The sequence below is a fragment of the Methanoregula sp. genome, from assembly GCF_049686655.1.
Taxonomy (GTDB): Archaea; Halobacteriota; Methanomicrobia; order Methanomicrobiales; family Methanospirillaceae; genus Methanoregula.
On record NZ_JBAVIG010000053.1, the window covers coordinates 30339 to 52024 of the forward strand.

19 protein-coding genes are annotated in these 21686 nt (G+C 55.4%); 11 read left to right on the forward strand and 8 right to left on the reverse strand.

What is annotated here, in order from left to right:
- Positions 1–148: 148 nt before the first annotated feature.
- The 5 genes from WBL42_RS06960 (at position 149) to WBL42_RS06980 (ending at position 7521) form a co-directional block, all read left to right on the forward strand.
- Complete coding sequence (locus WBL42_RS06960) at positions 149–1639, forward strand: 2-isopropylmalate synthase (protein WP_424720549.1); 1491 nt, start codon at positions 149–151, stop codon at positions 1637–1639.
- Positions 1636–3309: a biosynthetic-type acetolactate synthase large subunit gene (ilvB, locus tag WBL42_RS06965; RefSeq protein WP_424720550.1), complete on the forward strand. Its 1674-nt coding sequence runs from the start codon at positions 1636–1638 to the stop codon at positions 3307–3309. Before WBL42_RS06960 ends, ilvB begins: the two co-directional genes overlap by 4 nt.
- Positions 3306–3806: an acetolactate synthase small subunit gene (ilvN, locus tag WBL42_RS06970; RefSeq protein WP_424720551.1), complete on the forward strand. Its 501-nt coding sequence runs from the start codon at positions 3306–3308 to the stop codon at positions 3804–3806. Before ilvB ends, ilvN begins: the two co-directional genes overlap by 4 nt.
- Positions 3807–5459: 1653 nt before the next feature.
- Positions 5460–6377, forward strand: a complete 918-nt coding sequence (locus WBL42_RS06975; RefSeq protein ID WP_424720552.1) for an ATP-binding protein — start codon at positions 5460–5462, stop codon at positions 6375–6377.
- Between the two features lie 367 nt (positions 6378–6744).
- Entirely contained in the window at positions 6745–7521 is a 777-nt protein-coding gene (locus tag WBL42_RS06980) for a hypothetical protein (RefSeq protein ID WP_424720553.1), read from the forward strand.
- Positions 7522–7853: 332 nt separating this feature from the next.
- On the opposite strand, the gene WBL42_RS06985 is transcribed toward WBL42_RS06980, so the two are convergent.
- The 5 genes from WBL42_RS06985 to WBL42_RS07005 all read right to left on the reverse strand — a co-directional run bounded on the left by WBL42_RS06985 (position 7854) and on the right by WBL42_RS07005 (position 13048).
- Positions 7854–9398: a hypothetical protein gene (locus tag WBL42_RS06985; protein WP_424720554.1), complete on the reverse strand. Its 1545-nt coding sequence runs from the start codon at positions 9396–9398 to the stop codon at positions 7854–7856.
- Positions 9395–10345, reverse strand: coding sequence for a vWA domain-containing protein (locus WBL42_RS06990; protein ID WP_424720555.1), 951 nt, complete (start codon positions 10343–10345; stop codon positions 9395–9397). The genes WBL42_RS06985 and WBL42_RS06990 overlap by 4 nt, the downstream gene beginning before the upstream one ends.
- A complete protein-coding gene (locus WBL42_RS06995; protein ID WP_424720556.1) occupies positions 10329–11225 on the reverse strand; it encodes a DUF58 domain-containing protein in 897 nt (298 codons plus the stop codon). Before WBL42_RS06995 ends, WBL42_RS06990 begins: the two co-directional genes overlap by 17 nt.
- A 45-nt stretch (positions 11226–11270) precedes the next feature.
- Positions 11271–12257, reverse strand: a complete 987-nt coding sequence (locus WBL42_RS07000) for an AAA family ATPase (protein WP_424720557.1) — start codon at positions 12255–12257, stop codon at positions 11271–11273.
- A gap of 242 nt (positions 12258–12499) precedes the next feature.
- Positions 12500–13048 (reverse strand): hypothetical protein, encoded by a 549-nt coding sequence (locus tag WBL42_RS07005; RefSeq protein ID WP_424720558.1) that lies wholly within the window; start codon positions 13046–13048, stop codon positions 12500–12502.
- A gap of 170 nt (positions 13049–13218) precedes the next feature.
- Between WBL42_RS07005 and WBL42_RS07010 the strand changes: the two genes are divergently transcribed.
- Together WBL42_RS07010 and WBL42_RS07015 are read left to right on the forward strand one after the other, a co-directional pair.
- Positions 13219–13731, forward strand: coding sequence for a hypothetical protein (locus tag WBL42_RS07010; RefSeq protein ID WP_424720559.1), 513 nt, complete (start codon positions 13219–13221; stop codon positions 13729–13731).
- Between the two features lie 42 nt (positions 13732–13773).
- Positions 13774–14586 carry a winged helix-turn-helix transcriptional regulator gene (locus WBL42_RS07015; RefSeq protein WP_424720560.1) on the forward strand — a complete coding sequence of 271 codons (813 nt, stop codon included), beginning with the start codon at positions 13774–13776 and terminating at the stop codon, positions 14584–14586.
- 112 nt (positions 14587–14698) lie between these two features.
- Here WBL42_RS07015 and WBL42_RS07020 read toward each other — a convergent pair whose 3' ends face one another.
- Entirely contained in the window at positions 14699–15223 is a 525-nt protein-coding gene (locus WBL42_RS07020) for a hypothetical protein (protein ID WP_424720561.1), read from the reverse strand.
- Positions 15224–15617: 394 nt separating this feature from the next.
- Between WBL42_RS07020 and WBL42_RS07025 the strand changes: the two genes are divergently transcribed.
- Positions 15618–16022 (forward strand): hypothetical protein, encoded by a 405-nt coding sequence (locus tag WBL42_RS07025; protein ID WP_424720562.1) that lies wholly within the window; start codon positions 15618–15620, stop codon positions 16020–16022.
- A 331-nt stretch (positions 16023–16353) separates the two neighbouring features.
- On the opposite strand, the gene WBL42_RS07030 is transcribed toward WBL42_RS07025, so the two are convergent.
- The gene (locus WBL42_RS07030) at positions 16354–17925 is read right to left on the reverse strand and encodes an L-lactate permease (protein ID WP_424720563.1); all 1572 of its coding nucleotides are present in this window, start codon (positions 17923–17925) and stop codon (positions 16354–16356) included.
- Between the two features lie 180 nt (positions 17926–18105).
- Here WBL42_RS07030 and WBL42_RS07035 point away from each other — a divergent pair, with 180 nt between their 5' ends.
- The 3 genes from WBL42_RS07035 (at position 18106) to WBL42_RS07045 (ending at position 20647) form a co-directional block, all read left to right on the forward strand.
- Entirely contained in the window at positions 18106–19422 is a 1317-nt protein-coding gene (locus WBL42_RS07035) for a protoporphyrinogen/coproporphyrinogen oxidase (protein WP_424720564.1), read from the forward strand.
- A gap of 68 nt (positions 19423–19490) precedes the next feature.
- Entirely contained in the window at positions 19491–20189 is a 699-nt protein-coding gene (locus WBL42_RS07040; protein ID WP_424720565.1) for a glycosyltransferase, read from the forward strand.
- Positions 20190–20224: 35 nt separating this feature from the next.
- Positions 20225–20647, forward strand: coding sequence for a PaaI family thioesterase (locus WBL42_RS07045; protein WP_424720566.1), 423 nt, complete (start codon positions 20225–20227; stop codon positions 20645–20647).
- 186 nt (positions 20648–20833) lie between these two features.
- Here the strand turns inward: WBL42_RS07045 and WBL42_RS07050 are convergent, their stop codons facing one another.
- On the reverse strand, positions 20834–21595 hold the full coding sequence (locus WBL42_RS07050) for an SDR family oxidoreductase (protein ID WP_424720567.1): 762 nt from the start codon (positions 21593–21595) through the stop codon (positions 20834–20836).
- Positions 21596–21686: the final 91 nt, after the last annotated feature.

Below are 21686 nucleotides of genomic sequence, written 5' to 3' on the forward strand. Positions count from 1 at the left end.
ACGGTCCGGCTGATAGTTGGAACCCGGGAAATATAGGTTCTCCGGTCTGGACAAAACGGGTGAATCCAAAAGAGAATGTGGGTATTTTACCAATCCCGAACGTTTTTATAGTCTTCCTTCCCACATTTACCCATGGTGATTGCCATGCGTGAATGTTTTATTTGTTGAAAACCTGCGCTTTTTAGATACTACCTTACGGGACGGAGAACAGACTCCTGGCGTCTCGTTAAATCCTGACCAGAAATTCGAGATTGCAACAAGGCTTTCGGACATTGGTGTCGATGTCATCGAGGCCGGTTCAGCTGCTGCATCGGACGGGGAGCGTGAAGCAATCCGGCGGATTGCGGATGCCGGGCTGAATGCAGAGATCTGTACCTTCGTAAGAGCCCTCAGGCTCGATATCGATTATGCCGCAGAGTGTAACGTGGATGCAATCCACCTCGTGGTCCCGGTCAGCGACCTGCACATTGCAAAGAAGATGCGCAAGACCCGGGACGAAGTCGTTGCCATGGCGATGGATGCAGTAGAGTATGCGAAGAGCCGGGGGCTTATCGTTGAGCTCTCGGGCGAGGACGCGTCCCGTGCCGACCAGCAGTTCCTCCGGTCCATCTTCTCGGCCGGGGTTGATCACGGGGCCGACCGGCTCTGCTTCTGCGATACGGTAGGGCTGCTGACACCGGAGAGGGTGGCGGAATTCATCCCGCCGCTGGCAACGATCGCCCCGCTCTCGATCCACTGCCATGACGACCTCGGGTTTGCCGTGACCAACACGATGGCGGCTTTAAAAGCCGGTGCCTCCTGTGCCCACGTTACGGTGAACGGATTGGGAGAGCGTGCGGGAAATACGCCACTCGAAGAGATCGTGATGGCCCTCGAGCTCCTGTACGGGTACCGGACCCGGATAAAGACGGACCAGATCTACCATCTTTCCAGCCTGGTCTCCCGGCATACAGGAGTGCCACTTGCGGTGAACAAGGCAATTGTAGGTGAGATGGCCTTCACGCACGAAAGCGGCATCCATGCCCACGGCGTAATCCGCGAGCCATCCACGTATGAATCGGTAAAGCCCGAACAGGTAGGCCGCAAGCGCCGTATCGTCCTTGGCAAGCATTCCGGTTCCGCTTCGGTCGAGGCGGCCCTGCACGAGATGAACTATTCCGCAGATGACAACCAGATGAAGGAGATCGTGAAGCGGATCAAGCAGCTCGGCGATGACGGGAAACGGATCACGGATACCGACCTGATGGCGGTAGCTGATGCCGTGCTCGCAATCGAGTGCAAGCCGATCATCAAAATGCGGCAGTTCACTGCGGTCTCGGGGAGCAACATGATCCCCACGGCCTCTGTTACGCTGCTGGTAAATGGTGTGGAGATGACCGGGGCTGCTACCGGCGATGGCCCCGTTGATGCGGCAATGGAAGTGCTGCGCAAGTGCGTGGCCGATGTGGCGGATATCCGGCTCGAAGAATATCACGTCGATGCAATCCGGGGCGGCACCGACGCCCTTGTCGATGTGACAGTAAGATTAAGTAAAGACGGAAAGATAATTACTTCACGCGGCGCCCGCACCGACATCATCATGGCAAGTGTCGAGGCGATGATCGCCGGCATGAACAGACTACTGAGGGACAGGACATGAAAACCGGGGCAAAAATCCTCGTCGAATCACTCCAGCGCGAAGGGACCGAGATCATCTTCGGTTACCCGGGCGGAGTGGTGCTGCCGATCTATGATGAACTCTATGACTCGTCATTACGGCACATTCTTGTACGGCACGAACAGGCTGCAGCGCATGCCGCGGATGGCTATGCGAGGGCAAGCGGTCGTGTAGGCGTATGCCTCGCCACGTCAGGGCCCGGAGCCTGTAACCTCGTTACCGGCATCGCCACGGCCTACATGGATTCGATCCCGATCGTAGCGCTGACCGGACAGGTACCTACGAACCTGCTCGGCAATGACGCCTTCCAGGAGTCGGACATCACCGGCATCACGATGCCGATCACAAAGCACAACTATCTCGTGAAGAAAACCGAGGACCTCGGCCGGGTAGTGAAAGAGGCATTCTATGTTGCCGGTACGGGACGGCCCGGGCCGGTTCTGATCGATATACCAAAGGATGTCAGCACAACGTCAATAAAAGAAACGCCGGTGCCTGACAAGGTTGTCATGCGGGGATACAACCCGACATACACGGGCCACAAGCGCCAGATCGAGAAGGCGCTCCAGCTGATTGCAACGGCCGAGCGGCCGGTGATCTATGCCGGTGGCGGTGTAGTCCTCTCCAATGCTTCGGGAGAACTCGTCCGGGTAGCCACTGAACTTGGCATCCCGGTCACCACGACCCTGATGGGGCTCGGCTGTATCCCGGGCGACCACCCACTCAATCTCGGGATGCTCGGCATGCATGGCACCGAGTACGCGAACTTCGCGATCACGGAGAGCGACCTCCTGATCGCGATCGGTGTCCGGTTCGATGACCGGGTCACCGGGAAGACCGAGACGTTTGCCCCCCATGCAAAGATCATCCACATCGACATCGACCCGGCCGAGATCGGCAAGAACAAGCGGGTCGATGTCCCGATTGTCGGGGATGTCAGATCTGTGCTTGCCGATATGCTCAGCCTGCTGAAGAAGAACGGGGTGCATGAAGCCTGGATCAGGAAGATCAAACACTGGAAGCAGCACCACCCGCTCAAGTGCCCGGACGACGGCAGGCTCCACCCGCAGTACATCATCCGGCAGATGAACGAACTTGTTGACGGCAACGCGGTGGTCGTTTCTGAAGTAGGCCAGAACCAGATGTGGACTGCCCAGCACTTCTGCTTTAAGCACCCACGCACGTGGATCACGTCCGGAGGTCTTGGCACAATGGGCTACGGGTTCCCTGCAGCAATCGGCGCAACCTTTGCAAGGCCGGATGTGCCGGTCTTCGATGTTGCCGGTGACGGCAGCATCCAGATGAATATCCAGGAGATGGGCACGGCCGCCCAGTACAATATCCCGGTGAAGATCGTGATCCTGAACAACATGTTCCTCGGCATGGTCCGGCAGTGGCAGGAACTCTTCTATGACCGGCGCTACTCCTACACCGAGCTGCCGCCCGTGGAGTTTGTCAAGATCGCGAACGCGTACGGTATCGAGGGTATCAAGGTCGAATCACCGGAAGACGTAATGCCGGCCCTGAAAGCTGCAATCGATTGCAACGGGCCGTTTGTCCTCGATTTCCGGATCGAACGGGAAGAGAATGTCTTCCCGATGGTGCCGGCCGGTGCTGCGATCAACGAGATGATCGGGGGACACCCGCGATGAAGCACACACTCTCCGTGCTGGTCGAGGACCGGGCCGGTGTCCTGTCACGGGTCACCGGGCTCTTCTCCCGGCGCGGGTTCAACATCGAGAGCCTCGCGGTGGGGCCTTGCGAAGAACCGGGCATGAGCCGGATCACCATCGTCGTAGTGGGCGATGATGAAAAAGTCGAGCAGATCATGAAGCAGCTGAACAAGCTGATCGATGTGATCAAAGTCTCCGATCTCTCGGACAATGAGCGGGTCGAACGCGAGCTGGCGCTGATCAAGGTGACTGCGGAGATGGGTACTTCCCGGTCAGAGATCATGCAGATCGCCGAGATATTCCGGGCCCAGATCGTGGACGTGAGCCCGAAGTCCCTGATCCTCCAGGTGATTGGTGAGACAGAAAAGATTGAGGCGCTGGAAAAACTTCTGCGCCAGTACGGTGTCAAGGAGTTTGTCCGGACCGGGACTGTGGGGATTCTCCGCGGGTCAAAGACCGTATCGGGCGGGAAGTAATCTCTTCTTTTTTTAACCGCGATTCCAAAAAGCCCGGGAGAATTCCCCGCAGGACGTTTCAGTGCTGCCGGTTAATCGTTCAAAAGCTTCTGTTTCCGCATCACTCACGGGGCCCGGAAAAAGTATCTGGTGATGTCTCTTTTCACAGGTCACGGTGCTAATCGTAGTCCCGGAACAGCGCCGGGTTCTGCCACCCGGATCCACCAGCACCGGACATACCAGCCGGGGCCGGTAAGCACCAAAAAATCCGAAATGGTGTCACACGGATCAGAGCTTTTGCGATTTTTAGGAAATGTTCCATGCGGCTGATCACGAAAACGATTGTAACTGAAATTTTTCCGGCTGATTTTTTTCGTACAGGAAAAAAACCAAAACCCGGAAAGTATTTTCAAAAAAAATGTTTCCGGAAAATTCCCGGAAGATGTGTTCAAACAAAATTAAAAAACAAAGTTCAAAAAATTTTCCCGGGAAAAAATTTCCGTACAGATTTTCCAAAAAAATCCGGCACCAGCCACACCAGGCCGGCCCCACGATCGCGCCACAGTCGCCGAACCCCGGATACTCTTCCGGGCCCCCGCTCCTCGCGCAGTAACGGCTTCCCCCGGGTACTCCCGCCCTCACCCATACCACTCCTCCGACGGAGAATAACGATAAAATCCCATTCCTCCGTCGGAGACACCTGGAACGGCAAACGGCAAAACCCCTGTTTTTTTCGCTTGCCACTACTATCTAGTGATCAGGAAGCCGATCGACGAATTAAAAGGGTCCTATTAGCGCACTTTTCCATCTCCGACGTAATTTCCGGTAATCCGGACTCGTATCGGTCGATTTAAAATGAATTTACATCCATTTTCCACCAATTCCGCACTTTTCAGATCCGGGGGAAGATCATGGATATTTCGAATTCGCTCATTTTGAGCCCTGTTTGGCTAAATAAGCCTAATCTGAATCATATGTAAGATCCCCCCTTTGTGCATCTCCCTGAAGGTATCTGGCACCGTCGTTCACCTTCGAAGAACGGGGAGGAAGGGATATTTACAGGGACACCACCGGGTATTTGACCCGTGACAGGTAGTCTACCCGTGACGGGTCATGTGCCTCGGCCGGGTCAGTGACCCGTGACAGGTTTTTTGAGGGAGTCCGTTTTGCACTAATATATATAGGGGGTTTCCGGTGGGAAAAGTGTCGGGGACGGGGGAGATGTCGTGGCTTCAGCTGATAAAAAAATATAAAAAATTTCCGGAAAAATGTTCACGGATCTTTTTCTTACCGGAATTTTATTGTACGGATTTTCCGGAAAGATCTTCGCGAACAGTTTTCGCTTTCCGGATTTTCCCACACTGATTTTTCCGGAAAGATCTTCAACACCATAAAAAAATCCGGCAACGCTGCGAAAAGACATGGAAGATCCTGTACCGCAGCCGGTTTCACCGGAAAAACAAAAAGGGGAAATTCCCCCCCTGCACCGAAGTACTGAATCGGAAAGATACCCACGCTCATCAACCGGGATTACCATGAAGGTCCTCGGTTCATTCTGCAACGCGGTCATCAGCTCCGGTACTCCTGCCTGTACCCGTACGGGGCAACCGGACAAAAGACCTCGTCCATAAACTTGATACCCTGATCGGATAATATCCAACGCGGGAGAGTGCCATGAAACGGAAGATCATCAGCATAGACGACAGGAAATGTACTGGATGCGGCCAGTGCATCCCGGACTGCCCGGAAGGAGCGCTCCAGCTGATCGAAGGGAAAGCCCGGCTGGTCGGCGACCTTTTCTGCGACGGGCTCGGGGCCTGCATAGGTACGTGTCCCGAGGGAGCGATCTCGATTGTCGAGCGCGAGGCGGTGCCGTACGATGAGAAGACTGTGATGGGAACTATCGCAAAGCAGGGAACACCGGTCATCAAAGCGCACCTGGAGCACCTTACCGGCCATGGCCAGACAGCATTCTACAACCAGGCGATCGAGTACCTGATAGAGAACGACATTGCCATCCCCGAGCATGCTGCACCGGAACGGAAGAGTCCACCTGCGTCACCCTGCGGGACTCATCCTGTTGCCGGCCGGATGGGGGAGGGAGTCTGCCCACCCGCACCGCACACCCCGCACCCGCTCGCCACCTGCACCGGTTCAGCGGCCCATAGCATCTCCCGCGGCAGCCAGCAGGGAATACCACACCAGCCCACCGGTGTGACAACAGGCTCCGAACTCAGGCAGTGGCCGGTCCAGCTTGCCCTCCTGAACCCCGCAGCCCCGTACTTCGATAACGCCGATCTCCTCATCTCTGCGGACTGTGTCCCCTTCGCGTACCCCGGATTCCACGCCGGATTCCTGCGGGGCAGGATCCTGATCATCTTCTGCCCGAAACTTGACTCGGATATCGAAGGATACATCGGGAAACTTGCCGCGATCTTCACGCAGCACACGATTAAATCAATAACGCTCCTCCACATGGAAGTCCCATGCTGCGGTGGCGTGCGATATGTGGTTGACAAGGCGCTCGCAAAATCAGGTGTTACCGTCCCGTTGGACGAGAAGACGGTGACAATAGAAGGGACCGTGGAGTAACCAGTAAAAACGTTACTCCGCAGTGTCGGAATTTATCCTGTGGGTATCTCCACACCGTGATTTGGTCCGCCCCATTCTTTTTCAGATGCCGGACCTCCCGGTCCGGTTTTCATTCCAAGGGATCAGTCGACATATCCGGCTTACAATAAACTATAACGGTTTTTACCAATTGACGCGGATCGGTGAGTGGATCGGTGAGTGGATCGGTGAGTGGATCGGTGAGTGGATTATTGTAACTCACGGGTTCAATTATCCGCTGTACCCGGGGAATATTGCACCGGCCGTATAATTCCAATTTATCATGTGACAGGAGGAGTGGTGGTGAACGACAACTGGGTAGCAGCAGTTGCCGGAAGGAGAGAAACCGATGAAACTATTCAGACATCCATACCTTATCGTTGCGTTACTCTGGTGTGCAGCCATCATGCTCGCACCAGTTGCCTTTGCACAGGAATCCGGCTCTGGCAGCGTGCCGGGCCATGGAGGGGTTAACCACGGATCTCCCCACGGGAATATGAACACAATGCCTGCCCAGCCATCAGGTAACGCGGGGAACTCCAATGCCCAGGGCGGACCGCCGGGTGGTGCACAGGATACCGGAAATATGACCATGTCCCCGCCACCTTCCGGAGACAATGGCAATGCAGACTTCTCTGGAGGTCCCGGCGGATCACAGGATTACGGAAACATGACGATGCCTCAACCGCCTTCCGGAGATCTCGGTAATGCAACCGACACAAGCGGGCCAGGGAACTGGCAGGGCGGGAACATGACATCCCCGGATTTCCGGAACCAGGATTCCGGTAATATGACTGCCCGGGAGGATGGTCAGAATGGATGGCAGGGGATCGGAAACGTGACCCGCCATGCTCACGGAAACTGGACTGCCGGCAATGCAACGTTCCCTGGCAACGGGCCGGATGGCCTGCAGGGTAATGGCAACATGACATCCCCGCCACCCGGAAACTGGAGCACCGGTAATATGACCGCCCCGGGCAATGGGCAGAACGGAACACAGGGGGACGGGAATATGACACCTCCTTACGGCAGTAATAACCAGGGCCTGGCCGGGCAGCAGGCTTCCGGCAACAATATTACGGATATTGTAAACAGGATCCAGGCACTGCTTTCATCGATATTCTGAGTGGACAGATGGCCTCCGGCGGGGAAAGATCTCCCCGCTCCGCCATTTGGTACGAAAAAGTCCCCGGACTGTTTTTTTATCTTTTCTTACCCCGCTTTCCGATTGCGTCGGGCACAATGGAGCGGGAATCGGCAGGCCATGAACCTGCCGGTATTTTGTGGTTCGTCGGTACACGCCCTGAAACTTTTTTGAGATCAGATCCGATAATGGAAGTGAGAAGGGACAAATGACTGAAGCCCGGGAAGAGTCAGGCACAACATGGGCCGGATGATCGGCGATCCTGGCCGATGGCCAATCTGGCCGGCGAATGCTCTTTGGAAGGATACAACGGGTCATTCCCTGATCATCTTACGGATCCGGCTGACCATGGTAGAAAATTCACCAGCATCAGTCTTCCCCCGGGCAAAAACCACGTCGCTGCATTGCCCAAGCACCGCATCAATTGTCGTGATGTCAACGCCGGCACCCCGCAGGAGATTGATAATCTCCGTGGGGGTGACTTCACCGCGGTTACCGTATTCGTATGACAGGAAGATGCGGAGGGCCCGGCCCGCAAGCCCGTACGCATCAGCATACTGGTGCCGGGAGAATGCCAGTTCGGCTTCGCTGATGAGACGCTCCGATTCCATACGGTGATCGAACGCCAGGGGCCGGGGGCCGGTCCCGGCCGTGGGAACCGGAAGCCCGCGCCTCATGTATCTTCGGTGCACGTACCTTCCGGAAATGACAAGGAGCACCGCTGCCACTATCAGAACGGGCACCAGCGGGGACCCCGACGATCCGGTCGCCTGTTCCATGCTTACCTGCAAAACGCGGTTGTCTTCTGTGGTTGCATTCACGTACGCTTTCTTTCCGTCCGGTGAAGCATACGTGATATTCGCCATCGCGCCGGTGAGGGTCCGGTTGATAGCGATCTCCCCGTACCCGTAGTCCTGTTCCGCCAGCGTCCGGGTAAAGGACTGGAACGTTATGTTAGTATCCAATGCAGGATCGGCAGTAATATTGGCATTCGCCAGCTCAAGTACCGAGGGGACGGCACCTCCTTGCATGGACCCCTGAACAACCACCTGGTCCCCAGCACCCCGGCGGTACAGCATCGAGAACGTACCGGTATCGTTGCCGGCCGGCTGTGTGATAATTGCCTGGCGGGTAAAACCTTCGGAGACAAGGCTTACATTCACCGTAACGACCAGCGGATCCCGTCCGAGCAGGCCGCCAAACGCATCCTGTTCACGCTCCAGCAGTTCTTTATCGCGTTGCTGCTGTTGTCGGGCCGCTTCCGTATCCGGCTGCGGCTGGCCGCTTGCAGATGACTGCCGGCCTGTGCTGTCAGATCCCGCCTGCTCCTGTACACCAATATCCTGCTGGACAACACTTACCGAACTTGTAGCCGGGATCTCCCCGCTCTCCGGCAAACTGGTACTTTCCAGGGACACTGTGGAGTTATTCATAAGACTAGGGTCCGCGACAATGTGGACGAAGAACTCCGGCAGGCTTGCATTGACCGGAGACGGATCTGTATAATAGAACGAGACATGCACCTTGTAATCCCGGGAAACCGGCGATGGGGCTATCGTAAGATCCAGGGAGGATTGGCCGACAGGAATCGTATAAGCAAAGACCCTGTTCTCGGTGCTGATCAAAACAACGCCGGTCTTCTGGAGCTGCGCATCTGTGGAGAACCTGACTGTACCTGGGATCGCATCCGGGTAACTGCTGTTCATTGCAAGTGGTATCTCCACGGGTTGTCCGGTAAGGAAATAATAGTCCTGCCGGCCTGCCGTGAGAGTGATCGCAGCAGCTGTGGTTGCCGGGACGAGGAGACTGGACAGCAGGAGAGAGAACAGCAGGAGGGAAAAATGAATATGCCATCTCATGGGAGGATTCGCCCCCGCCCGTACCGGAGGATGAGTTCAGTGAGGAGGAGGAGGAGCGCGCCGGCTATGAACCAGTCCCCGATACGGGTTTCTACCGGTTCGCGAACGATCTCCTGGTTTATTCCTGCGTAAATATCCGATAGTGTCTTACTATCCACGGATTTGAAGTAACTGCCCCCGGTCTTTTCTGCAATCGATTTGAGAGTCGCCTCATCGAGCCCGGCGTACTCCGGATTGCCCAGCCAGTCATACCCGATCACTACCGGCTGCGGCGACCCCAGCCCCACCGTGAAGACCGGGATATGGGCGTCCTGTGCGGCCGCAACTGCTTCATCCACGGTGACCATGCCGGCGTTGCTCTCACCATCGGAAATCAGGATGATGACGCTCTTCCGGTCCGGGATGGACTGGGCCATATCGATGGCGAGCGAAAGGCCGTCACCTATGGCTGTCTGTCCCGGTTTAGGAGTTATGGCTGCAAGTTTCTGCCGGACCCGGTCCTTGTCGGGGCTCAGGTATGCCGCGGTTGTGGCGCCGGATTCGAAGACCACTATGCCGGCATTATCAACCGGCTCAAGGTTCCGGATCAGCAGATCGGCGGCACTCTTGGCCGCTTCGAGCCGGGTGGGCAGGTAATCACTGGCCTGCATGCTCCCGGAGTCGTCAATGGCAAAAACTACATTCACGCCCACTTTTGCCTGGTCGACAGGAATATGAGGATCGGCAAGGCCGATGAACAGCAGTGCCAGTGCGGCAAGAGCAAGGGCAAACAGGATGTGGACGCGCCGGGTCTTCTGCCTGTTACCAAGCGCGGATCTGGCAAATGCGACACTGGAGAAGACAAGGGCTTCCTGTTTCTTTTTTCTCACGACATACCCGTAGAGCAGGGAAAGGACAGGGATGAGAAGCAGTCCAAAGAGCCACACCGGGTTATAGAAGCCGGCCATGCTTCCTCCTTTTCTGTTTCATGCCCCGGAAGAACTGGTTCAGGGGGATTTCGCAGGAATCCGTTGTCAGGAGTGACACATACCCGATGCCGGCCCGTGACAGACCCGCAGCAAGCTCACGGCCTGATTCCGCCACCAGTGCTGCATATTGTTTCCGGAACGCCGCATCGGATGTGTCAACAATTACCTGTTCCCCGGTTTCAGGATCTTCAAGTGCAATGGTGCCCACGTCGGGGAGTTCCTGTTCCCTCACATCAGTGACACGGACCGTGATCACTTCGTGGCGCCGGGACAGGATCTTCAGCGCCCCGGGAACATCCGGGGACATGAAGTCCGACAGGATGATCATCGAACTCCGGCGCCTGATGGCAGTCCCGAGGAACCGGGCTGCTGCGGAGAGATCGGTCTTTGGGGATACGGCTTCGTGATCGATCAGCGTGTTGAGGAGCGTAACAAGATGCTTTTTGCCACGGTGTGCCGGCAGGAACTTTTCCACCCGGTCCGTGAAGAGGCACAGGCCGATCCGGTCGTTGTTCCGGAGCGCAGCAAACGCAAGGCAGGCCATCACTTCGAGCATCTTTTCCTGTTTTGGGATCCCGGAACCAAATGTACCAGACCCGGAGATATCTACGGCAAAGTAAAATGTCTGGTCGCGCTCCTCGGAATATTCCCTGATGAACGGGTGGTTGTACCGGGCAGTGACCTTCCAGTCAATGGACCGGACATCGTCCCCGGGCACGTACTCCCGGATCTCGGCAAACTCCATCCCCCTGCCTTTGAAGAGAGAGTGGTGAAGCCCCGGCTGGAGGCCCTCCACAAGGGCATTGGTGGTGAGTTCGATCTTCTTCAGCCGCCGGACCAGGCCTGCCCTGTCGTCCATACGATCACCAACCCTTCTTCACTGCTGATATTATCATAACCGTACTCAGGGTACCGCCACCGTCCTGAGAATCTGGTCGATGATCGCGTCCGGGGTCACGCCCTCCGCCTCGCCTTCATAGGTCAGGATAATCCGGTGCCGGAGCACATCGTGTGCCACCGCTTTGACATCCCCGGGGATCACAAAACCCCGTCCTTCCAGCAGGGCATGGGCCTTTGCACCGAGGATCATGCCGATGGACGCGCGCGGGGACGCGCCATATGCGATGTACTTCGCCGTATCAATGCCATACGCGGCAGGGTTGCGGGTTGCATCCACAATGTCAGTGACATAGCGCTTGATGGCGGCATCCGCGTACAGGCTTGTCGTGAAGGCCTGGATGGCGAGGATCTTTTCCCTGCTTATCACTTTTTTCGGGGTTCGTGTTGTACCTTCCGTGAACCGGTCGAGGATCCTGATCTCGTCCTCTTTTTTCGGGTAGGTCATCTGTACTTTGAACATGAAGCGGTCGACCTGCGCATCCGGGAGCGGGTACGTGCCCTCGGACTCGATCGGGTTCTCTGTGGCAAGCACAAAGAACGGGCGGTCGAGCGGGTGGGTTTCGCCCTGTATGGTCACCTGTTTTTCCTGCATGGCTTCGAGAAGCGCGGACTGGACCTTGGGTGGCGCCCGGTTGATCTCGTCGGCAAGGATAAAATGCGCGAAGACCGGGCCTTTGACCGTCGAGAAACCGGAGTCCTTCGGGTTGAAGATCTTGGTACCCGTTATATCCGCGGGGAGGAGATCGGGCGTGAACTGGAGCCGGACAAAACTGCAGTCAATGCACTGCGAGAGCGTGCGGATCGTAAGCGTCTTTGCAATGCCGGGTACCCCTTCGAGAAGCACGTGCCCGTCGGCACACAGCGCAATGATGAGCCGGTCGATCACCTCTTCCTGCCCGAAAATGACGGTCTTCATCTCGCCCCGGAGCCGGGCCAGCTCCTCAGCAAATACCTTTGCCTGATCGGTCAGTTGGGAAATATCTGCATTCATCGTGTCACCATGTATTGCATCTCTGACTGAGGTTCGCCGGGTCAACGGGAGGGCCTGCCCGTTCCGGCCGGAAGACCGTAATGGCCTGCCGGCATAACCGGGACCCGGTTACTCATCCGGCCAGCCGAACCTGCCGTTGATCTGCTTCCTGTTGCGGGTCGTCCGGTTGTGCGACCGGGATTGCGGTTGAATATGCAATTAGCCGGTATGGGCATTGAATCTGACGGATTGTATCCGCGTACCTAAATATTATTATTGATCGTTACCTCGCCGAACGGGAGGGACGTGGAATTTGCCGCAATCCGGGTCCCGTCCTTCCAGATCCCGACTGACAATACCTGTTTTGACGACCCGTCCTGTTTCTTTACCAGGGTAAAGACTGACGGGCCCGGATTTTCAACCTTAACTACCCGCTCCCCGGAGTTACTCAGATCCTGCGTCACGTTCCCGGACATATACTTCCCGGTATATTCTCCGCGGTAACTGACTTCGATAAAGATACCTTGTGCTGGTACGACAACATTCGTGAGTTCAAAATCCTTAGTCGGTGCGACACCGTAGTTCAGGATCCCGGGTTGCCCGGAGGAGCCGCCGGCAGGGACTGTCATTCCCTGGCCCGGGGATGACGGCGAGACCGCCGCGGGGGGCGTGGAAAGTCCGGCCGTATTTCCGCCACCACCCATGAAGAATACAAGCACACCCGCTACAACGATGAGCACTCCTGCAACAACTGCTATAACTGCCCACGGTTTATCCAGAAATCCATCTCTTCTTCTGTTTCCAGTTACCATTTTGTTCACCATTCCCTGAGGACACCCGTGACCCTTGCCAGGTGCTTCTGCCAAGAACTGCCCTTTGGGTATTTAAACGATTTATGAGCATATGCTCTACATATCGGGGTGCAGTACAGGCTGAAAGACAAAAAGCAATCCTGATATTATACCCGGGAGCAGCTGTTAGCATGAAGCTCCTGTGGATTGCGGTGCTGCTCTGTGCCGGTGCAGTGCTCGTCCTTGCGGTCGCACTGCCGGGTGGAGCCTTTCATGATCAGAACAATACGAGCATGGCCGGGGACAGTTCCCTGAACGGTTCCAGGGAAATAAATCTTAACAATCTTCTTCCCCCGCAGATCCAGGAGAGGGGCGGGAACTCGACTAACCTGTTCGGGACGGTAAGCGGGAATAAAACAGCCTTGTTCTCAAAATACGTAAGCGCAGACACACGGTATATTATTGTCTCGCTCTACAGTGGCGATATATCCGATCCAATCTCCGTGACGATTATCACGCCAGACAGTACGCTCGGCCCCTTTTATGACGGATCAGATGGCGTCATCGACGGAAGGATCGACCTGAAGATCAGCAACCCGGACGGTATGACTCCGGGGGTCTGGAAATTCCTCGTCCACAGCAACAAGAATATCTCCTACGGAAGTCTTGAGAACCTCTCGTGGATCAGGACCGGGACGGATTGACCACAAGACTGATGAATAAATAATAAAATATATGCTGATATCATGAAGCGGGGGCTTTTTTTTGCAGTACTGCTCATTTTCCTGTCCGTTGTACTCGCGGCTCCGGTCAGTGCGCTTCCGCATGGATATATCATTGAACCGGCCTTCGGGGCTACCGGATATGCAGCTCCGGATGTAGTTCCGATCACCTTCTGGAACCTCACGCTCCGCGAGATGGTGATCATAGTCGCCCTTGCCATCTCTCCCGTGCTGGTCTTCCCGGTCGAGATCTTTTTTGCTTTAAAACTTCTCTCCTGCTTCGGGTTCAGGAGAATTGCCCGGAACAATATCCTCGCGAGTACAATACGGAATACCCTATTCAGCCTCATCCGGTCCAGGCCGGGAATCAGTTTTGTGGAATTGTTGCAGGAGACAGCGATCTCCCGCGGGGCGCTCACCTATCACCTGGCTCGTATGCGAATAACGGGGAAGATCATTCTCCTCGAGGATCACGGGATTACCAGCTATTTCGAGAACTCAGGTAAATACGATCTGGGTGAACAGAAAGTGCTGAAATACCTGCGCCAGGACACGGACAGGCAGATCCTTGTCACTCTTGCCGGTAACCCGCTGATGTCCCGCAGGGACTTCGAAAAGATTCTCGGCATATCCGGCCCGACCATAACATGGCACATGAAACGGCTTACCGGTGACGGGCTCCTGAGTATCCGGAAGGATGGGCGGTTTTCACGGTATGAGCTGTCGGAAGGGACACGGTCATGCCTGGAAAAATACGGCGTGGGCACGATAGGATCGCAGGCAGGAACGGGAACTCCGGCAAGGTACCATCCCATGGCCGGGACTTCAGAGATATAACAGACGTTCTCTTCGTTTCTGCCATCTTTTTTCCATCACATTTACTGACGTGACATCCCGATTTGATGAGATTCCAGCAAAACCCCGGCAAAATAGTTCCGGTCTGCCCTCTTCAGAACATCCCGTTGGAATTAAGCAGTTTGCTGTAATCACCATTGTCGAGCGAACCCAGGGAGCCAACCTGGGACGTCAGGGCCGACATCACCATCGCGATGATGATCAGGACTGCAGCAATGATCACGATCACGGCAAACACAATGAACAGGACCATATGCAGCGCCCGGGTCTCGCGGAACGGGATCTCTCCGGTGTTCATCTTCCCAGCTACGGAATATGCATCGTACATCGCATAGAACCATGCTATAAGACCGGGGATTAAGAAGAGGAAGAGACCTGCAAGGGTAAGAATAAAGAGCGCGAACCCTTTTGCGGTCTCACCGTTGTATACCTGGCCGAGACCCGGAAGAACGGAGGAGCATCCCCCTGCAATCATCGTGCTCTTCTGCGGCCGGGGCGGTGCGGAATAAAACGGGTATCCGGCCGGAGGGCTCCCGTCCATCCGGGCTCCGCACCCGCTGCAGAACCGTGGGGATTCCTCGTTTGATTCCTTGCCGCAGTGAGGACAGATCCTGTTCATATAGTACTCTGAATGAAAATTGATCAACGGATGATAAAAAGACTCCTTCGCGACAAGATCCCGTGTGAGCATAAAAGAGAACAATATCCATCAGCCAGGATAACACGCCATCCATTCCGGCAGGAAACCGGTCGATCTACTCCCGGACAGTATTACATTAGATGAACCCGGTGAAGCACAATGAGAAAAGCAGGTTTGTATAAAAGTTTATTTTCAGAGTGAAACAGGCCCCGTCATGACAGCGGGGACCGTTCTCATACACCTTCGTTGTATTTTAAAAATATCCGGATGAATGTTACACAATGAAAGATGAATAAAAAAGGTCCGGGGGTTTTAAGATGGGACGCGGGTACGAAATACGAACTATTATACCATAGTGAAATTATCAGGAAGTATGAAGAAAAGTACAGAAATCATATTACTGATCTCTGTTATCGTGATTGCCTTTGTGGTGATTTATTTCGAAATACCCAGCCCCACGTTACCAGTATCCTCAAATACAAATACTCCTTCAGCACAAACGGCCCCGGTTGTAGAGATTGTCGATACGACAGCGGGATTTACCTCATATGGTGCGCCGGATTTTCACGGGACTGTACAGTCTAATACCGCTGTGCCGGTCACTGTCGATATAGCAGCCGATATTTATGACGAGTCAGGCAGGGTGCAGCTGGCACACGGAGATACTGAAGTCGGGATAAACCCGTATGCGCAGTCCCCGTTCGAGGTAACCATATTCAGATCCGGCCAGTTCCCGGAGAACTGGGAATACAGGGTCTATGTTGAGGATGTACATTGATCTCACTATATTCGCCCGATTTCCCTGGCCGAAAGCCATTATGCCGACAAATGCATCGGGAACCTGTATTGTAGCAAACGGTTTAAGAACAATTCATGACGGAAATCGCGTCATGCCGGTGTTTTTCAGTTCATCTGAACCACGAAGACGGAAGGTGGAAAAGCTCCCCGGCAGATACACATCCCGTCAAAGAACCTGCGGGTCCTTCACCAGCCTGCCATTCCCCGCGGGATAACCGTCTCCAATGAGCGTCAAGAATTTTCTTTTGGTCTCGTTAGAGCAGGAAAACGGGTTCTGCAGATGGTATTTCAGATTAACGAAAAAAAGAGGATCAGAAGATCAGCATCACGACAAGCATGACACCGGTGAGGATTGTCAGCACGATCGCAACCGGTGCTACCTTGCGGACGACTTCACCTTCAATGCCGATCTTGTCAACAACCGCTGCCGCATTGATAATCTTCGCCACGGCAACTCCCGAAGCGATACCACCGGCAACCGCGTGCGCGGCATAGACCTGCATGAAGTTCAGGTTCAGGACATCTGTGGACTTCTTGAGGATCCCGTAGAACATGACGTTTGAGGACGACTCACTGCCGGAGACAAAGGCACCAAAGAGGCCCAGCATCGGGCTGAACAGCGGGAATGCCACACCAAAGAAGAGGGCGAGCGACAACCCGATCACCACGTTCATGTTGAATGCATTTGCCCCGGGGGCAAAGCCTAGGGCCCCGTTGATTACCGACTCCCCGGACCAGGACATGACATAAGCGATCGCAAAGAAGACCATCGCCGCAAGAGTCGGGGCCCAGGCGCGTTTCAGCCAGAGAGAGAGGATGTGCTTTGCCTCATCACCGCTTCGTATCAAGATCGGGGCTGCGATGATGGTGCTGATAACCACCCAGAAGTAGGCCTGGTTTAAGAGTTTTAAGTCCACGAATTGATTGGCAACAACGTGGATTTTCTGAATTGGCCCGAGGAAGGCGTAGAGCCCGGACTGGATGAAGGGAATACTTATGAGGATCGCAAAGGTGACGAGCAGGATCCAAGGAAGGGCAGCCTTCCAGAGAGGCATTGCGGTATCCGCTGCCGGACTGGTGACGATTTTGGGCGCATTGAGAGGTTTGCCCCGGATCGCCCGCATGAGGAAGAGGACCGCGATCGTTACGAGGCCGGAGAAGACGCCGACGAGGCCGATTGCGGAGCCCGGGAGGATGTTAACAAAGACGATCGCCGAGAACCCGAGAGTCAGGCCAGCTACCAGCGCCGTGGTGAAGCCCTTCTTTACGCCATCAAACCCATCCGCAACCCAGAGCATACCGAGAGCAATACCCGTCGAGACGACCGGCAGAAAGAGCGCGACCGTGCTGCCGAGCACTTTTGCATCGAAGTTGAAGACTCCGGCAGGGATCGTGATCGGAACTGCGAGAAGCGAGAACGAGGTGAGCGGGTCATAACCAAGACACGGCAGTGCAACCGCAGCAAGCGGGGAGAAACCGAGTGCCAGCATGATCGGCGGCAGCATCGTGACCGGTGTTGCACCGACTGAAACCAGGAACGACCCGAACCCTACGTTCAGGATCATGATCTGTTCGTACCGCTCGGCCGCAATTGACTTGATGTACGCGGTGATCCGGGTGATCGCACCGGTCACGTCCATCATGGTAACCTGCAGGATGGTAAAGAACACCATCAGCGATATGCCGAATGAGGAGAGAATTCCACTCCATGATGCATAGAGCGCGATATCCGGCGATGTCTGGAAGAACAGGATCGCCAGTATGACCGTCAGCAGCCAGCCGACAACACCCATGAACGTTCCCGACTGCTTCAGGAACACGAGCCCGATAAAAATCAGGAGAATGGGCAGGATTGCAAGAATAAACTGAACAATGAGGTCCACTTTTATCTACCCTCCGGGGTATGTAAAAATATCTCTGCCATGCTATAGCATAACATTATCGTTTTGATCGTAGTATGCAGGGAAGAATTATAGAACGGGATCGATACCGGGCCGGGTCCGGAATCATCCCGGCTCAAGGCCGCTTAAGTAATTTAAACCCGGACGGCGCACGTATGTGCAGTGACGACAGCAGTTCTTGGTGCCGGACTTGCCGGCCTGACCCTTGCCCGGCTCCTGCATGAGAAGGGTAACGAGGTAATCATCCTCGAGGCGGAACCGGAGTACGGCGGGCTCTGCCGCTCCAAGACCCGGGAGGGGTTCACGTTCGACACCGGCGGATCCCACATCATATTCTCGCGGGATGAGGAAGTCCTCGCGTTCATGCGCCGGATGATAGCGGAGAATGAGCAGCGCAACAACCGGAACACGAAGATCTTTTACAAGGGGCGGCATGTCAAGTACCCGTTCGAGAACGGCCTGTACGAGCTCCCCCATGAGGACCGGTTCGCCTGCCTCCACGGGTTTGTCAGGAACCTGATCGCTGTTGAGAAAGGGGATGTAGGAAAGCCGGAAAATTTTCGGGAGTGGATTTATTATACGTTCGGCCCGGGAATCGCCGAGTGCTACATGATCCCGTACAACGAGAAGATCTGGAAATATCCCACGGAGAAAATGTCACTCCACTGGGTGGACGGACGCATTCCACGGCCACCGGTCGAAGATATCCTCAAATCCGCGATCGGGATCGAGACCGAAGGCTATACGCACCAGGCGGTCTTCTCGTACCCGCTTGACGGTGGCATCGGAGCACTCGTCCAGGCGATCGCACGGCCTGTAGAAAAATGCATCCGGACCGGGTTCCAGGTCAGCTCGGTGAAAAAAGACGGGAGAACGTGGCTCATCAGCAATGGCACGGATACCGTCAGGGCAGACCGGGTGATCAGCACGATACCGGTCCAGCACCTGCTCCCCTGCCTCGAGGGCGTACCCGACCGGGTCCGTGAGGCCTGCCGGGCGCTTACCTACAACTCCCTCATATGCGTGAACATCGGTATCAGAGGGCCAATCCCGGCGATCTCCTGGATGTACATTCCTGATCAGATGCTCGGCAAGACCAACCGGGTCTCTTTCCCGTCAACCTTCAGCGACCATGCGGCCCCGGAAGGCTGCAGCTCCGTACTTGCCGAGATCACCCACCAGCCGGGCGACGAAGTCGCCGGTCTCTCTGATGACGAACTTGTCCGGGAAGTAACGGACATGCTCGCATCCATGCAGGTCTGCACTCCGGATAAGGTCTTCTTCACATCGGTTGAGCGCCAGCCGTTTGCATACGTGGTTTATGACCTTGCATACCAGCAGAACATCGCCATTGTCCGGGACTACTGCACCGCGATCGGCATCCCGCTGATTGGCCGGTTCTCCCAGTTCGAGTACCTGAATATGGACGGGGTCATCCGGTCCGTCTTCGATTTTGTTGCACGGGACAATAATTCTTAAAAAAAGCCCTTGTGCATCACGCTTAATATCCGACAAGCCCAAAAATGAGAGAGGAGTCTAGTATCCCCATGATATCGGTGGTCATTCCGACTTTTAACGAGGAGGAGAATATCGCGCAGTGCCTGGTCTCGCTCTGCCACCAGACCGTACCCCGGAGCGAGTACGAGATCATTGTTGTCGATGGCGGCTCAAAGGACGCCACCTGCGAGATCGCACGGAAATATGCGGACCATGTCTTCATCCAGACCAGCAAAAAAGTCGGCGGGGCCCGGAACGATGGCGTGAACGCGGCCAAAGGCGGGATCATCGCCACAACGGACGCGGACTGCATCCTCCCGCCCCACTGGATAAAGCGGATTGGCGAGGATTTCAGGAACCCTGCGCTGGTACAGATCTACGGCCCGGTCTACCCCATCGAGGAGGGACTGAGGAACAGGTTCTCACTGCTCCTTGCAAACACCTTCTCCCGGATCGGTTACTACAGCCAGACGTTCTATTACACGCTTGGGTGCAACACCGCATTCCGCAAAGAGGCGTTTCTCAAAGCGGGCATGTACCGCTGTATCGATGCAGGCGACGATCTCGAGATTGCTATGCGACTCAAAGATCTCGGTTCCATCAAGTTTGACGAAAAACTTAAGGTCGGGTTCTCCATGCGCCGTTACAAGCAGTTTGGCACCATCCAGTCGCTGTACGAATGGATCTCCATCGTCTCTGATGGCGGCGAGAGCGGAAAATATTCCTACACCCAGAAAAGATACAAATAACCCCGGTGCCACGGTTCCCGGAACGGTCTCTCTCCATGACACAGAATCCTCATCCCCCCGGCACTGTGCCGGACAGCACGGTGAAAATGCAGGTCGATGCCTTTGACGTGAGTGAGTTTGCCCGATTGCTGGGTATGCGGGTTACCGAGGCCCGGGACGGCTACGCCCGGGTCATCATGAACGGTTCAGAGAAGAAGAATGCCCATGGCGTAGCCCACGGGGGAGCGATCTTCTCGCTCGCGGATCATGCATTCGGGGTTGCAGCAAACTGTGGCGGCATAGACCGGGTCGCAGTCTCCGTTCACATCCAGTATCTCGTCCCTGCAACCGGGGACCTCGTGGCGGTTGCAAACCGGGTGGCAGACAATGGAAAATACTCCACGTACCGGGTCATGGTATACGATGGCGAGAGAACGGTTGCCGCGTTCGATGGCGTGGCGCTCATGGTATCGGCATAAATCCACTTGTTTTTAAAAGATTGATCTGTCCGGCTGAGAACCCGGCATTAATCCTGCATATGCTTCTTTCCGGCTAAAGAACGCATTTCCGATCTGTTTCCCGAGATCGAAACATGTGGCCGGGGAATATACGATCGGGTCTACGTGGCATTCGGTTTTTCCGATACGATTTCCTCGGAGAAGAGATCATTTTTTCTGGCCCACTGATGGCCCGCCCGGATGATCTCCCCTCATGGCTGCCAGTTTCGGGTCCTGGACCCGGATCTCGTATTCGTCGTTCCCGAATGACTGCATGACCGGGATGATGAATTCGGCCGTGGTTAATCCGAAATACGTCTGTCCCCTGGCTTTTCGTGCACCCTTGTCCAGGTTCGTGTCCACCATCGGTGGAATCAACTCGAATACTTTGACCGGTGTCTCCTCCAGCTGCTGCCGGAGTGTGAGGCTGAAGCTGTGGACGGCCGCCTTGGTCGCGCAGTAGACAGGAAGCGGGGCCATGGGGTAAAAGGCGAGGCCCGAAGAGACATTGATGATCGCTGCTTCTTTCCGTTTCATCAGGTGGGGAGTAAAAAGTGCGGTCATATAGATGAGGGCTCTCAGGTTGACTTCGATCTCGTCCTCACCGTCTTCCGCCCGGTGCCTGAAAAGGTCTGCAGTCCCTTTTCTGAAATCGATCATTCTCTGGATGCCCGCGTTATTCACCAGAACGTTCAGGTCCTTAAAGTTGGCAACTGCCCAGTCGCAGAGTGATTCTCGTTCGTCTTCTTTTGCTATGTCGCATTTTTTCGTATGCAGCGAGGGCAGCTTATCTTTTGCCTGTTTCAGGTTCTCTTCCGTCCTCGCACAGACGATGACCTCGCTGCCCGCTTTGACAAACTCTTCGGCCAGGGCGAGGCCGATGCCTGTCGCCCCGCCAGTGATCAGGACTGTATTTCCACCGGTTTTCATGTTAACCTCGTAACCCTGGAGATGACAACACTATGTGCGCATCGTCACCAGTATTTCTATTCGCGATCCAGATTTCGCGTACAATGTTGTA

Bases quoted from the DNA above. Each gene is read 5' to 3' on its own strand.
- ilvB (WP_424720550.1), top strand. From the start codon at position 1,636: ATGAAAACCGGGGCAAAAATCCTCGTCGAATCACTCCAGCGCGAAGGG.
- ilvN (WP_424720551.1), top strand. From the start codon at position 3,306: ATGAAGCACACACTCTCCGTGCTGGTCGAGGACCGGGCCGGTGTCCTG.
- WBL42_RS06975 (WP_424720552.1), top strand. From the start codon at position 5,460: ATGAAACGGAAGATCATCAGCATAGACGACAGGAAATGTACTGGATGC.
- WBL42_RS06980 (WP_424720553.1), top strand. From the start codon at position 6,745: ATGAAACTATTCAGACATCCATACCTTATCGTTGCGTTACTCTGGTGT.
- WBL42_RS06985 (WP_424720554.1), bottom strand. From the start codon at position 9,398: ATGAGATGGCATATTCATTTTTCCCTCCTGCTGTTCTCTCTCCTGCTG.
- WBL42_RS06990 (WP_424720555.1), bottom strand. From the start codon at position 10,345: ATGGCCGGCTTCTATAACCCGGTGTGGCTCTTTGGACTGCTTCTCATC.
- WBL42_RS06995 (WP_424720556.1), bottom strand. From the start codon at position 11,225: ATGGACGACAGGGCAGGCCTGGTCCGGCGGCTGAAGAAGATCGAACTC.
- WBL42_RS07000 (WP_424720557.1), bottom strand. From the start codon at position 12,257: ATGAATGCAGATATTTCCCAACTGACCGATCAGGCAAAGGTATTTGCT.
- WBL42_RS07005 (WP_424720558.1), bottom strand. From the start codon at position 13,048: ATGGTAACTGGAAACAGAAGAAGAGATGGATTTCTGGATAAACCGTGG.
- WBL42_RS07010 (WP_424720559.1), top strand. From the start codon at position 13,219: ATGAAGCTCCTGTGGATTGCGGTGCTGCTCTGTGCCGGTGCAGTGCTC.
- WBL42_RS07015 (WP_424720560.1), top strand. From the start codon at position 13,774: ATGAAGCGGGGGCTTTTTTTTGCAGTACTGCTCATTTTCCTGTCCGTT.
- WBL42_RS07020 (WP_424720561.1), bottom strand. From the start codon at position 15,223: ATGAACAGGATCTGTCCTCACTGCGGCAAGGAATCAAACGAGGAATCC.
- WBL42_RS07025 (WP_424720562.1), top strand. From the start codon at position 15,618: ATGAAGAAAAGTACAGAAATCATATTACTGATCTCTGTTATCGTGATT.
- WBL42_RS07040 (WP_424720565.1), top strand. From the start codon at position 19,491: ATGATATCGGTGGTCATTCCGACTTTTAACGAGGAGGAGAATATCGCG.
- WBL42_RS07045 (WP_424720566.1), top strand. From the start codon at position 20,225: ATGACACAGAATCCTCATCCCCCCGGCACTGTGCCGGACAGCACGGTG.
- WBL42_RS07050 (WP_424720567.1), bottom strand. From the start codon at position 21,595: ATGAAAACCGGTGGAAATACAGTCCTGATCACTGGCGGGGCGACAGGC.